The sequence below is a fragment of the Sphingobacterium sp. MYb382 genome (assembly GCF_037572665.1).
Lineage (GTDB): Bacteria > Bacteroidota > Bacteroidia > Sphingobacteriales > Sphingobacteriaceae > Sphingobacterium.
In genome coordinates this window covers 337176-351373 of record NZ_JBBGZT010000024.1, presented here as the reverse complement: position 1 = coordinate 351373, position 14198 = coordinate 337176, and the positions used below count along the sequence as shown (strand labels likewise).

Genomic DNA, 14198 nt, shown 5'->3' with positions numbered 1-14198 from the left:
TATAGCCTTAGTTTTAAATTGCTTTCCGTGTTTCTGATGCAGAGGCATGGATTAAATGGCGGACATTCTAACAAAAATAGGCTCACCAAATGGTGAGCCTATTTAATTATCTATATTTTTTTATTTGTTAGCTAGAATACTTAGCTGCTGTGCCACACGGCCAGCGATAAGTTTAAAAGCATCGACTACTTGCTCGTCAGCATCTAACAATATTGGGAAACCGTTATCACCAGCATCAGCAATAGATTTTACCAAAGGAATCTCGCCTAAGAAAGGTGTGTTATTGCTCTCTGCCAAACGTTTGCCACCATCTTTTCCGAAGATATAATATTTATTTTCTGGAAGCTCAGCAGGCGTGAAGTAAGCCATGTTTTCAACGATACCGAGGATAGGTACATTGATACCTTCCATTTGGTACATCGCCATACCTTTAATTGCGTCGGCTAATGCCACTTGCTGAGGCGTAGTAACAATTACTGCCCCTGCGATAGGGTATGTTTGTGAAACTGTTATATGGATGTCTCCTGTCCCCGGAGGCATATCAACAACTAGGTAATCCAGTTCACCCCAGTCTGTATCTCCAAAGAGCTGTTTAATCGCCGATGTTGCCATTGGCCCACGCCATGGAATAGGCTGGTTTGGATCCGTAAAGAAACCAATAGATAAAAGCTTAAGTCCAAATTTTTCTATTGGTAATATTTTAGTTTTACCATCAGGTGTTACAACCGACTCAGGACGCGCACCATCAAGACCAAACATGATTGGTAATGAAGGTCCGTAAATATCGGCATCCATAAGTCCTGTTTTAGCACCTGTTTCAACAAGAGCCAATGCGAGGTTGCTTGCCACGGTTGACTTACCTACACCACCTTTACCAGAAGATACGAGGATAATATTTTTAATGCCATGAAGCTGTTGGTTTTCATTGCTTACGACGCGCGCCGTCATGTTTATTTCTGCTTCAACCTCTTTTCCAATAAAAAGAGCAATTGCATTGCGGCAAGCATGTTCAATATGTCCTTTTAGTGGGCAAGCAGGTGTCGTTAAAACGACATCAAATTTTACTTTATTAGGTAATATTTCAATGTTTTGAATCATGTGTAGCGTTACTAAATCTTTTTTAAGATCAGGCTCTTCCACATGACTTAAGGCATGTAATACTTGTTCTTTTGTAATCATAGTTAAATAATCTATTACAAATGTACGTATTGCACCGATAAATCCTGTCATAGCTATGTTGTTAATCTGTTTATTACTTAACGTTTGGTCGTTTAGTTTGCCTATATTTAGTACGTGTATTTTAAAGAATATGTATCATAAATAGACTATTTGTCGTTCTAAGATCAGATAAGCGAATAATACTTTAGCGGTTTAAAAAAATGTTCTATTTTTAAATCGAAATATATTGGAATGAAGTGGATAGAAAGAATACCTTCCTTAGGGCCTAAGCAGAAGAAAATAGCATTCATCGTAAGCGGCTCCTTGCTCTTATTGGTGCTTGTAGCGATAGGTGTTGGCCTGGCGGTGCGTGGTCGTATGCTGGATAAGGCGATGAAAAAAGCCGAACTTACCCTGCGTGATCGCTACCAATTAGGATTTAAAGTCAGCGATTATCGATTTACAGGATTGCGTACCGTTACCTTTGATAACATTGTGGTCGTTCCTCAAGACCGAGATACCTTGGCTCGATTAGCATCAATGTCGGTATCTGTGCGCCTATGGCCATTGTTGTTTGGTGACGTTAAAATTGGAAACCTAGACCTGAAGCATACCCGCATTACGCTAGTTAAGCACGATAGCATCAGTAACTACGATTTTCTGTTTAAGAAGAAGGAGAAAAAAGAAGAACCCGTAGATAATGAACGCAATTACGCGGCACTTATTGATGATGTATTGAAGAAGGTATTTTTCAAGATACCGAGTGATATGGCCGTTGATGATTTTGAGTTATCCTATCAGGATGATAGCGTGCGCCAGCGTATTCGTTTGCCGCAGGCAGTGATTGATGGTGGTGATTTTGAAGCCAGCTTATTTTTAAATGACCACGATGCACAGTGGAATTTTGCTGGGCGTGTGAATCCCGATAGACAAGAGCTTCGTGTGGAGGTATCATCAGAGCAAAAAGATGTAGAGCTGCCTTTGTTGAGACGTAAATTTGGCCTAGGTGTCAGTTTTGATAAAATCATGTTCGATTTGAATCGTGTCAAACGTGAAGGTCGCGACTCGCTAACACTTGCCGGAAGTTGGGCTTTTGACAATCTTAAATTAAGCCATCATCGACTTTCGGAGAAGCCTATTGTATGGCCGGAGGCCGAAGGTAAAGGGCAACTTAACATTGGGAAGCTCGCGCTGGAGATTGACCCTTCGAGTACAGTGAAAGTTAAGAACTTTGTATTTCAACCGCATGTGAAGTTTATTCCAAAGCCAAATAAAGTATTAGCCTTATCAGTACATACCGGAAAATTTGCTGCACAAGATTTCTTTGACGCTATTCCTAAGGGGCTTTTTGAAGCCATTGACGGAATTGAAGTTACGGAGAATATCGCCTATGATCTTGATTTTCAGGTGAACTTTGATCAGCCCGATAAGCTACTGTTCTCTTCGAAAATGGATGATCATGATTTGAAGGTAATTAAATGGGGAAATGCGAATATCCCTCTTTTAAATAGTCCGTTTGTTTACCAAGCCTATGAGGACAGTGTCTTGATGCGTCAAATTATTGTAGGTCCTGAGAATCCGAAATATACCGCATTAACACAAGTCGCACCCATTCTTCGGAAGACCCTTCTAAATACCGAGGATCCGTATTTTTACCAACATAAAGGATTCGAGGAAGAAGCTTTCAAGCTTTCCATTGTCACAAATATCAAAGAGCGTAAATTCAAGAGAGGCGCAAGTACAATCTCTATGCAGCTCGTGAAAAATGTATTCTTGAATCGGAATAAAACGATGATGCGTAAGTTTGAAGAAATCGTTTTGGTATGGTTGATGGAATCATCTAGAGCAGTTAGTAAAGACCGAATGCTGGAGATTTATCTTAACGTTATTGAATGGGGAAAGAATGTGTATGGAATTGATGAAGCTGCAAATTACTATTTTGGTAAGAAGCCAATCGACCTAAATATTGGAGAAAGCTTATACTTGTCTAGTATCGTTCCAAGACCGAAGACCGGATTAGGGTCTTTCGATTATACAGGGCATCTAAAACCATGGGTGCAACGTCATTTTAACACCTATGGCTATATTATGATGAAGCGTGGTCAACTTAATGATGAAGCGGTGCCTGCGAGTTATGGTTTTTATGAGGTGTTACTGCAGCCTAACTTAAGGCCTGCACGACCTATAGGCGTTGTAGATACTGCTTTTGCGGAAGAAGAAGATCACCAAGAGTCTATTATTCGTGAATTTGAACGTGACGAAGCAGTACGTAAAAGCTTAATGGATAAACTTTTTGGTTCAGATCCTAAAAAAGAAAAAGAATAATGAAACAGATACAAATCGACAAGCTCCACTTTGAGTTGTTTATTGACTATGAACAGATTCAAAAACAAATCCGATTGATGGGCATTGACATTAGTTTGCAGTATGCAGACAAGAACCCTGTATTTATTGGTGTTTTGAACGGTTGTTTTATGTTTATGGCCGATTTGATGAAGGAGGTTACCATTCCTTGTCAGCTTTCGTTCGTGAAGCTAGCTTCCTATGAAGGGGTAGCTTCTCAAGGAACTATTCAACAGCTGCTTGGCGTAGGGATGGACCTTAAAGGCCGACATGTTGTCATCGTTGAAGATGTGATTGACACGGGTAATTCATTAAAGCATACCATTGCGACCCTTCAAGATTTAGAAGTGGCAAGCATTTCGGTATGTGCCTTATTGATGAAACCTGATTGTTTAGTACATCAATTTGATGAGGATTTGCTCGTTGGTTTTGAAATCGATAAAGAGTTTGTTGTTGGTTATGGCCTAGATTATAATGGACAGGGGCGTAATCTTCCAGATATTTACAAGAATTTTTCTCTATAATGTCGATTAAGGTTACGAACATACTTACTGCTGAAGACAAGAGCTATGCGTAAATTTATTCTGCTATTTTCGTTGTGCTGTCTTGTACTTTTCACTGTAGGACAAAAGAAGAAAAAGCCGGTTGTCATGATTGTGGGCGATGATATTCTTGCTTTTACGGCCGCGGTGCAAAGTGCTCGTTCGAATGTGCCGACATTGTGGGTTTTATCCGGTGCCGAGTTTATTCCAGAACTAACGGCAGAGACATTATGTATCGACAATTATGCAAATTTGGATGGTGGCATTTGGATGGAGATACTCATGGAGACTGCTTTAACGACGCAACGGAATGACTCTTTGGCTGCCGTTGTGAAACGGGAACTAAATCCACGTCTTGTGCGTAATGCTTTAGATAAGATTGTCCTAAAGCAGCAAAACCTTACCGTTGTTTTTAAACAGTCTGTTGTACAGCTGAAACAGCATAAAAAAAGATGGGTTGCTACACTCTCCAATAAGAATAAATATGAGCTTCATAGTATCGTCGATGCTAGTGCTGATCAATATTTACAGCCATATATTGGCAATCCAATTCAGTATGCTAGGCCTGCAAAATTATCAGCAATACAAAGCTTGACAGATGTTCAATTGAAGACCATGGTGGCCAGCGGTCAATCTGCCGATCAGGTGTATGGAATTGGCCTAGCTAACCTCTTGTTTTTACAAAAAAATAATTTGTTGAATACCTACGGTGTAAACCAACTGTTTGATGAGGCTATAGAAACGATACCACTAAAAGCATCGGTTGGACAAGCCTATGGTGCGCTAGCGGCCTATTTAGCCTTCTTTAAGGCCGATGTTGAAAAGGTCGATATCCGTAAGCTACAGTCGGAGCTTTTGGTTTATGGAGCACGTATCATGCCTTATCAAGATATTCAGATTAATGATCCTAATTTTGTTGCTATACAAAAAATAGGCCTGACCAATTTATTTAAGGGAAAAGCTAGCGATAGGGATTTCCTATTTGATGCCGATGCGCCTGTACAGTTTGAGGAGGTGAAAGACGACTTTAAGCAATTTTTCTTTAGAAGCCAATTGTGGTTCCTTGATCATCAAGGTACGACCTTCACCTGGAGGGAGTTTTTGAGTCTATTAAAGTTTGTCGGGTTGCGTGGCGATGAGATTGAGCAGCAGCTGATTAAAGATTGGTCGAGCAAATTGAAATTTAAAGGGACCTATAGTCCCGATACAGCGGTTACTCGTTATGAGTTTGCAACGCTTTTGGACCGCTATGCTAGTCCTTATGTAAAGACATTGAGTCAAGACGGTTTACTGATAAATTAAGTAGAGTAGTAGGGGCTAAAAAAGCAAGAGGGCTTGTCTCCGTTAGGAAACAGGCCCTCTTTATATACTAAAGGGTGTGTTGCTCTTAAAATCTGAAGATTGGATCAAAGCTCTCACTTCCGGAGTAGTTCTGACCTAAATCAATTAATTCACCAGTTTTGATGTTAATCACCATTCCGTGTACAGCTAATGGCTGACCATTTTTCCAAGCTTTTTGTACGATAGGTGTTGTACATAAGTTGAAAACTTGCTCTTTAACGTTAAGTTCAACAAGTCTATCTACTTTTTTCTCATCCTCCGCAATTTCGTCGATTTCAGCTCTATTCAATCGGTATACATCTTTGATGTGACATAACCAGTGGTCAATAACACCGTAAGATGTATGACTTAAAGAAGCAGCAACACCACCACAACCGTAGTGACCAGCGATAACAATTTGTTTAACTTTTAATACGTTTACTGCGTAGTCTAATACCGATAGCATACTCATGTCGCTATGGATACATAGGTTGGCAATATTACGGTGTACGAAGACTTGACCAGGCTTTTTCCCCGTAATTTCGTTAGCAGGAACACGGCTATCGGCACAGCCAATCCACAATACCTCTGGTTTTTGCCCTTTGGCTAATTGTTCAAATCGACCTGTTGTATCGTTCGCTACAAACTCTACCCAGCTTTTGTTTCCGTCTAAAATTTCTTGAAAGCCTTTTTCTAAATCTTTATTTTCCATATATATATCTTTCTATAGTGGTCGGGTATTTCTCCCGCCGAATTTACTGTATTAATTATTTTCTGACAATTATTTTTTGTAACTAATCGATTCGAGTTCAATATTTAACCCTTTGCTGACGGCATTTAATTCAAAATCACGGAGCACTTCAATGACATCCTTGTCAATAAATTTACTCGCTTTGCCGTCGATACGAATCGAAGAGATGTTTTTCGGTAAGCTGTGTAGCTTCTGCTGAATAGGCACTTTATTTAAGAAAGATACCTCTTCTGCTAAAATCATAACCGCTGTTTGGTCACCTTCTTTACCGGTGATTTCCATTTTGAAAGCATTGTTCATATTGGCACGGATGATATAACATACGGCAACTAAGATTCCAATACCTACACCGACTAATAAATCGGTAAATACGATTGCAACAACTGTAATTGCAAATGGAATAAACTGATCTAATCCTTTGCGTAACATAGATTTGAAAAGCGCAGGGTTAGCCAATTTATAACCTGTGTGCAATAAAATTGCAGCTAAACATGATAATGGAATCAAGTTGATCAACATTGGAATAGCCATTAAAGCAACCAATAACCACACCCCGTGTAACATGGCCGACTGTCTGGTACGTCCACCAGCCTGTACGTTGGCCGACGAGCGGACAATAACAGACGTTAAAGGAAGACCACCCAATAAACCGCTACTCACGTTACCGACACCTTGAGCGATAAGCTCTCTGTTGGTTGGTGTAACACGCTTAAAAGGATCTAGTTTATCTACTGCCTCAATACTAAGGAGTGTTTCTAAACTAGCGATGATGGCTAACGTTGCCGCAACGATCCATACCTCTTTATTAAGTATTTGTCCAAAATCAGGGAATGCAAAGAGACCGGTGAACTCTTGAAATGAATTAACAATAGGGATGAGTACAAAGTGATTAGCTGACAGCGCCATTGTTGTACCTTGGAAGGCAAACGCTAACCCAACACCCAGTAGCACAACAACAAGCGGAGCTGGCACTTTATTCAAACCTTTCAACTTCGGCCAATAGATTAACACGGCAATTGACAATAAACAGATGAGCGTTGCTCCCCAATTGACAGTTGCGGCGATGGTATCACCAAAAGCAGCAATGCCGCCGCCAGCTTCAACCTCAAAAGCATGGTTTTCTAGCATGCCGAGAGCCAAAGGGATTTGTTTTAAGATAATGGTAATCCCAATAGCGGCAAGCATACCTAAGATCACGGATGAAGGGAAATAATTTCCAATCATACCTGCTTTTATAATGCCTAATATAAGTTGCATAATACCAGCGATAACAACCGCTAGCAAGAAGGTTTCATAAGCTCCTAGTTTTTCTATAGCTGTGAAAACAATTACGGTAAGTCCCGCAGCAGGTCCACTTACACTTAAGGGTGATTTACTAATGGCCGCTACGACAAGCCCCCCAATTACACCGGTAACAATTCCTGAAAACAATGGCGCACCGGATGCCATTGCGATGCCCAAGCATAGTGGTAATGCTACTAAAAACACCACAACACTAGCAGGGAAGTCATATTTTAAGTCTCTTTTCGATAATTTCAGAAAAGCAGACGTACGAGTTCCTAACATAAAAGTAATACTAATTTTTGTTCAATTTCATTTGATAAAATCCACACGAGTCCCTATCAAAACATACTAACTATGCTTTGAGCAAACCCCTGAGGCGGGCAAAATGAAAATTAACAGTTAGGAGGCGGAGTGGGTACTGAAGGATGAAAAACTTGAAATAGCTTTTCATTTTTTAGGTAGTGTCTTTCGCGCGCGCTGCTTTCAACGAGCGGAATGAAAGCTTCATAATCTGAAACAATAGTACTGCTGAAAAATTTCGAACCTACCTCGTGTAAATCTTCAGAAAGATTATTCCCTTTGGCGGTATTTTCAATTTCAAGTTGAAGTACTACTTGTAATATCGTTCCTTGATCTAATACATCCACAAAAATAGGCGTAGCCGAAATCAACATCTTGATTACGAATACTGCGAAGCAGATTTTAGCTGCTACGCGCTGTTTTGCCGATATGTATTTACTTGTGATCATCATAGTGAACTAATGCAAAAATACGAAAAAGCATAAAAAGAACAGTAGTTATTCTGTATTATAATTGTTATTTTTTTGTAAAGGATTCCAAAAACGATGATAAATTTTTAACGATAAAGCATGTTTTTTTAAACTATTCCTAGTTATATTAGCGTATGGAAATTAATCAAGCGACTTTCATTGAGCGTATTACCGCCTCGTATGCTCCTAAGGGAGATTCTATTTTACTTGGTGCTGGAATCTGGAATGGGGATATTATCGCCGCGGCGCCCGTTAATTTAGCGTTGAAGATGATGAATCGACATGGCTTGATTGCTGGTGCAACAGGTACCGGCAAAACAAGGACCCTACAATTGATGGCAGAACAACTCTCCGATTCGGGCATTCCGGTTTTTATGCTCGATGTGAAGGGTGATTTGTCTGGGTTGGCAGAAGAAGGGACAACGAATCCGGCTCTTGTCGAACGTGGAAATGCAGTAGGTGTTCCTTTTGTTCCATCGAGTTTTCCTGTGGAGTTGTTTTCATTAACTGGCCACCAAGGGGCATCTATGCGCATCACTGTTGGTGATTTTGGTCCTGTGTTCTTAGCGCGTATTTTGGACCTTAATGACACGCAGGCTGGGGTATTGGCTGCTATTTTTAAATATTCATCCGATCAGCAGCTGCCTTTGGTAGATTTGACAGACCTTAAGAAGGTACTTAGTTATTTGGCTGATGGTCCTGGAGCGGATGAAATTAAAGATGATTATGGCAAGATTAGTACGGCTACATCTGGAACGATTCTCCGGAAGATTGTGGCTGTGGAGCAACAGGGGCTAGCACATATCTTTGGAGAGAAGGCTTTTGAGGTGGATGATCTTATCCGTAAGGAGGATGGAAGAGGTATCATCAGTTTATTGAATATCGCTGATGTTCAAGACCAACCCTTACTTTTTTCTACTTTCCTCTTAAGCTTATTGGCTCAATTATATAAAAACTTGCCCGAGGTCGGCGATTTAGATAAACCTAAATTGGTTTTCTTTTTTGATGAAGCTCATTTATTATTCAACGGTGCCTCAAAAGCCTTCCTAGGACAAATAGAGCAGATTATACGTTTGATACGTTCCAAAGGTGTGGGTGTTTTCTTTTGTACACAAGCGGCGACGGATATTCCAGAATCCGTATTGGCACAATTAGGAAATCGTGTTCAACATGCTTTGCGCGCATTCACACCAAATGATGCTGATAATCTAAGAAAGACAATTAAGACCTATCCGCATTCTGATTTTTATGCTTTAGATAAGACGCTAACTTCTTTAGGTACTGGGCAAGCAATCGTAACCGTTTTAAATGACAAAGGGATTCCTACGGAAGTGGTGGCTACCCATTTGGTTGCTGCCCGTGCGGTAATGGGGCCCGCTTCTGCGGCTACTGTTCAGCGCTTGATAGGCGAATCTTCTTTTGCTGGGAAGTACCAAGAACGGGTAGAAAGACGTACGGCAGCGGAGATAATCGATGAGAAAATGAAAACCTACACGAATGCTCAAGCGCAGGAAGAAGCGAAGAAGGCTACGGAAAAGGCATCGCGTCCGGTAGGGCGACCAAAACAGACGATTACTGAGTCGGTTACGAATGAGATGTCTCGAACTTTAGGCCGTGAGGGAGGAAAGTTATTAAGTCGTTTGTTAACTTATGCTGTGAATTTTCTCTTTAAAAAGAAATAGATTAATAATGTTATCTTTGCACACCTTTTATAGGATTATTAATTACTAAGATTAAGTGAATAATGAGTAAACCAACATTGTTAATACTTGCTGCTGGGATGGCCAGCCGTTATGGGTCGTTAAAACAAATTGATGCTTTTGGTCCACATGGAGAAACGATCATTGATTATTCTATTTATGATGCTATTCGTGCAGGCTTCGGAAAGGTAGTATTTATTATCCGTGAAGAGTTTTTAGACACGATGCGTAATGTTTTCGATGCTAAACTTGCTGGTAAGATTGAAGTTGACTATGCTTTTCAGAGCTTTGATTTAACAAAATTTGGTATTAATCAAGTTGTTGAGCGTGTAAAACCTTGGGGTACTGCGCATGCGGTTATGAGTGCTAAGGATAAAATCGATGGTCCATTCTGTGTGATCAATGCCGATGATTTCTATGGTAGCGATGCTTATGCGAAAATGGCGGCGTTCCTTACAACAGAAGTTAGCGACGATAAAATGGCGTTGATGGGATACGAAGTAGGAAATACATTGTCAGATTATGGTTATGTGTCAAGAGGGGTATGTGAAGTAGATTCTGAAGGACATATGGAGTCGGTGACGGAGCGTACTAATATTTATTATGTTGACGCGGACGGCGGACGTAAAATTGTTTTCGAAGAAGACGGTCAGCAATTTGACCTGGCACCAGAAACACCGGTATCTTTAAATTTTTGGGGATTTACACCACGTATTTTTGATATCGCGGAGCAGATGTTTACTGATTTTGTACCTAAGAATGCTGATAATCCGAAGTCGGAGTTTTTTATTCCTTCTGTTCCAGATTATATGGTTAAAAATAAATTGGCAGATTTTAAAGTTATCCCGACCTCTTCAAAATGGTTTGGTGTCACCTATAAAGAGGATAAACCAATTGTGCAGGCATCTATTTCAAAGCTTGTCGATGAAGGTGCTTATCCACAGAAGTTATTTTAATATAAATCAACGTATACGAAAAAGGCTGACAGTAATGTCAGCCTTTTTTTTGCATAAAAAAAGGGCTCGAAATTTTCGAGCCCTTTTCTATGGATGTAAGATTATTTTACTTCTTCAAATTCTACATCTTGTACGTCATCACCACCTTGTTTAGGCTGACCTGCATCTCCGTTAGGAGCTTGTTGTTGGTCAGAACCTTGTTGTGAAGCAGCATACATCTCTTCAGATGCAGCATTCCAAGCGTTTTGTAATTCTGCAGAAGCAAGATCAATGTCAGCAAAGCTTCTAGCTTCGAAAGCAGCTTTTAACTTATCAAGACCAGCTTCGATAGGTGCTTTTTTGTCTGCTGAAATTTTATCACCGTATTCTTTTAATTGTTTCTCAGTAGAGAAGATTAAAGCATCAGCAGCATTGATTTTTTCTGCTTCTTCTTTAATTTTTTGATCCGCTTCAGCATTTGCTTCAGCTTCTTGTTTCATTTTTTGGATTTCTTCATCAGATAAACCAGAAGAAGCCTCGATACGAATATTTTGCTCTTTACCAGTAGCTTTATCTTTAGCAGATACCTTGATGATACCGTTAGCATCGATGTCAAATGTTACTTCGATTTGCGGTACACCACGAGGTGCAGTAGGGATTCCATCTAAGTGGAAACGACCAATTGTACGGTTTTGTGTAGCCATTGGACGCTCACCTTGTAAAATGTGAATTTCTACGGATGGTTGGCTATCTGAAGCTGTAGAGAAAGTCTCTGATTTTTTTGTAGGGATTGTCGTGTTAGCTTCAATCAATTTAGTCATTACGCCGCCCATTGTCTCAATACCTAAAGACAAAGGAGTAACGTCTAATAACAATACATCTTTAACCTCACCTGTCAATACACCACCTTGGATAGCAGCACCTAATGCTACAACCTCATCAGGGTTAACACCTTTAGAAGGCTCTTTTCCGAAGAAGCTTTTTACAGCGTCAACGATTGCAGGGATACGTGTAGAACCACCTACTAAAATGATCTCGTCGATATCCGCCGTTGTGAAACCAGCGTTTTTCAAAGCCGAACGACAAGGGTCGATAGTACGTTTAATTAAGTCAGCAGCTAAAGACTCAAATTTAGCACGTGATAATGTACGAACTAAGTGTTTTGGACCTGTAGCGTCAGCTGTAATGTATGGCAAGTTAATTTCTGTAGAAGTTGTGCTTGAAAGTTCAACTTTAGCTTTTTCAGCAGCTTCTTTCAAACGTTGTAATGCCATTGGGTCTTTTCTCAATTCGAAACCACCATTCTCATTCGCAAATTCTTCTGCTAACCAGCTGATAATTACGTTGTCAAAGTCATCACCACCTAAGTGAGTATCACCGTCAGTAGATTTAACTTCAAAAACACCATCACCTAATTCCAAAACAGAAACGTCATGTGTACCACCACCACAGTCAAACACAACAATTTTCATGTCTTTGTGTGCTTTATCTAAACCGTAAGCTAAAGCAGCAGCTGTAGGCTCGTTGATGATACGTTTAACTGTTAAACCAGCGATTTCACCAGCTTCTTTCGTAGCTTGACGCTGCGCATCGTTAAAGTATGCAGGAACAGTAATAACGGCTTCTGTAACTTCTTGACCTAAGAAATCTTCTGCAGTTTTCTTCATTTTTTGAAGAATCATTGCTGAAATCTCTTGTGGTGTATATTTACGATCATCGATTTCAACACGTGGCGTGTTGTTATCTCCTTTTACAACATTGTAAGGTACCTGACCAATTTCTTTTGCAGACTCATCGTATGATAAACCCATGAAACGCTTAATTGAATAAACAGTTTTAGTTGGGTTTGTGATTGCTTGACGCTTTGCAGGATCACCTACTTTACGCTCTCCACCATCAACGAAAGCAACGATGGAAGGAGTAGTACGTTTTCCTTCATTGTTAGCAATTACTACTGGCTCATTACCTTCCATTACGGCAACACATGAGTTGGTAGTACCTAAGTCGATTCCTATAATTTTTGACATATCTTGTATTTTGTTATTTACGAATTTAAAATCTCTTTCTCTTCTCTTATCAAGGGTTGTGCCAAGCCTTTTTTTAGACGAAAAAAAGAACGACTGACGCATTTTAATTAATTTGTGCTGTCAATGTGTCATTTTTGCTATTTAAACGTCATGATTTTTTAGCCTGTATTATCCCTTTTCGTCAGCTTGCGTCAGTTTTCGTCAGGTCATCTGAACATCATAAATAACGTTTTTAAGAAGTATTAGTTTGATTTATCATCGATTGGCTTCTTTTCTTTTGACAATAAAGTAACATATAGACACGGAATTGGCGCATGGGCTTTACCAACTATTATTCATAAACTTCGCTATCGTATATTTTTTTACCAAGAATAAATTAGTAAATTCGTGTTGCAAACTTAATATAACATGACCTTTCAGGAGTATTTGGATTACTTTGAACAAATTTTAGCCTCGCCTCAAGACTTTGACCCTTACCAGGATGAAGAGTATTTGAGTTACACCAAATTAAATTGGGCACGTATGAATCGTTGGCTGAAGCGATTTGAGCCAAATGATACCATAAAAAATTTAGTATCCTCGATTACAGAACCACAACATTGGATTCTTATTACAGAACCATGGTGTGGCGATGCAGCACATTCGGCAGCACAGCTTTATCAAATTGTACGTAACAATCCGAATATCGATTTTGATATCGAATTGCGCGATAGCGCTCCTTTTTTAATTGATGACTACCTTACCGATGGATCGAAATCTATCCCTAAGCTTGTCATTCGTAATGATGTTGGGCATGACAAATTAATCTGGGGACCTCGTCCGGCGAAGCTACAAGAGCTATTCTTACAGCTGAAAGCCGAAGGAAAGGCCTTTGAAGAAATTAAAGAAGCTATGCAAAAATGGTATAATGACGATAAAGGCGATGCTTTGCAAGAGGAGCTTGTAGCAGCATTGTCTTAAGCATACATAAGCATGGACATTGAAGCTTTACGCGACTATTGCCTGTCTAAACCTTTTGCAACGGAAGAGATGCCCTTTGGGCCAGAAACATTGGTCTTTAAAGTAGGAGGCAAGATATTCTTGCTAGTGGGGCTAGATCAAATAGATGATCTTCGATTCAATGTTAAGTGTGATCCTGAGTATGCTGTGGATTTGCGGAGTAACTACCCTGATACTGTATTTCCAGGTTATCACATGAATAAAAAACATTGGAATACTGTATGTGGTAATCGACAATTGAGCGATGTACGTTTACAAGATTTTATCAATGACAGTTACGATTTGGTTTATAAATCCTTGTCTCGCGTAGTTCGAGAAGGTTTATCTGAAAGCAGCTATTAAAATTTTGACAACACTATCGTTGTGAAA

The 14198-nt window shown here is 39.8% G+C and carries 12 protein-coding genes; 7 read left to right on the top strand and 5 right to left on the bottom strand.

Annotated elements, in window-relative coordinates; genetic code table 11:
• Positions 1-120 precede the first annotated feature (120 nt).
• The gene (locus tag WH223_RS12240; RefSeq protein ID WP_340047979.1) at positions 121-1179 is read right to left on the bottom strand and encodes an Mrp/NBP35 family ATP-binding protein; all 1059 of its coding nucleotides are present in this window, start codon (positions 1177-1179) and stop codon (positions 121-123) included.
• Between the two features lie 231 nt (positions 1180-1410).
• On the opposite strand from WH223_RS12240, the gene WH223_RS12235 reads away from it, so the two are divergent.
• Genes WH223_RS12235 through WH223_RS12225 form a run of 3 tightly spaced genes read left to right on the top strand, consistent with a single transcriptional unit; the run spans position 1411 to position 5345 of the window.
• Entirely contained in the window at positions 1411-3483 is a 2073-nt protein-coding gene (locus WH223_RS12235; protein WP_340047978.1) for a transglycosylase domain-containing protein, read from the top strand.
• Entirely contained in the window at positions 3483-4025 is a 543-nt protein-coding gene (locus WH223_RS12230; RefSeq protein ID WP_340047976.1) for a phosphoribosyltransferase, read from the top strand. Before WH223_RS12235 ends, WH223_RS12230 begins: the two co-directional genes overlap by 1 nt.
• Before the next feature lie 45 nt (positions 4026-4070).
• Positions 4071-5345 (top strand): hypothetical protein, encoded by a 1275-nt coding sequence (locus tag WH223_RS12225; RefSeq protein WP_340047975.1) that lies wholly within the window; start codon positions 4071-4073, stop codon positions 5343-5345.
• Between the two features lie 85 nt (positions 5346-5430).
• Here WH223_RS12225 and WH223_RS12220 read toward each other — a convergent pair whose 3' ends face one another.
• The 3 genes from WH223_RS12220 to WH223_RS12210 all read right to left on the bottom strand — a co-directional run bounded on the left by WH223_RS12220 (position 5431) and on the right by WH223_RS12210 (position 8150).
• Positions 5431-6075 carry a carbonic anhydrase gene (locus WH223_RS12220; RefSeq protein WP_340047974.1) on the bottom strand — a complete coding sequence of 215 codons (645 nt, stop codon included), beginning with the start codon at positions 6073-6075 and terminating at the stop codon, positions 5431-5433.
• Positions 6076-6144: 69 nt separating this feature from the next.
• On the bottom strand, positions 6145-7680 hold the full coding sequence (locus tag WH223_RS12215; RefSeq protein ID WP_340047973.1) for a SulP family inorganic anion transporter: 1536 nt from the start codon (positions 7678-7680) through the stop codon (positions 6145-6147).
• Positions 7681-7790: 110 nt separating this feature from the next.
• On the bottom strand, positions 7791-8150 hold the full coding sequence (locus tag WH223_RS12210; RefSeq protein ID WP_340047971.1) for a hypothetical protein: 360 nt from the start codon (positions 8148-8150) through the stop codon (positions 7791-7793).
• Positions 8151-8302: 152 nt separating this feature from the next.
• Between WH223_RS12210 and WH223_RS12205 the strand changes: the two genes are divergently transcribed.
• Both WH223_RS12205 and WH223_RS12200 read left to right on the top strand, forming a co-directional pair.
• Complete coding sequence (locus tag WH223_RS12205) at positions 8303-9850, top strand: helicase HerA-like domain-containing protein (protein WP_340047970.1); 1548 nt, start codon at positions 8303-8305, stop codon at positions 9848-9850.
• 62 nt (positions 9851-9912) lie between these two features.
• On the top strand, positions 9913-10824 hold the full coding sequence (locus tag WH223_RS12200; protein WP_340047969.1) for a nucleotidyltransferase family protein: 912 nt from the start codon (positions 9913-9915) through the stop codon (positions 10822-10824).
• 101 nt (positions 10825-10925) lie between these two features.
• Here WH223_RS12200 and dnaK read toward each other — a convergent pair whose 3' ends face one another.
• A complete protein-coding gene (dnaK, locus tag WH223_RS12195; protein WP_340047967.1) occupies positions 10926-12830 on the bottom strand; it encodes a molecular chaperone DnaK in 1905 nt (634 codons plus the stop codon).
• A gap of 408 nt (positions 12831-13238) precedes the next feature.
• Here dnaK and WH223_RS12190 point away from each other — a divergent pair, with 408 nt between their 5' ends.
• Entirely contained in the window at positions 13239-13790 is a 552-nt protein-coding gene (locus WH223_RS12190) for a thioredoxin family protein (RefSeq protein WP_340047965.1), read from the top strand.
• A 12-nt stretch (positions 13791-13802) separates the two neighbouring features.
• Entirely contained in the window at positions 13803-14171 is a 369-nt protein-coding gene (locus WH223_RS12185) for an MmcQ/YjbR family DNA-binding protein (protein ID WP_340047964.1), read from the top strand.
• The last annotated feature ends 27 nt before the right edge of the window (positions 14172-14198 follow it).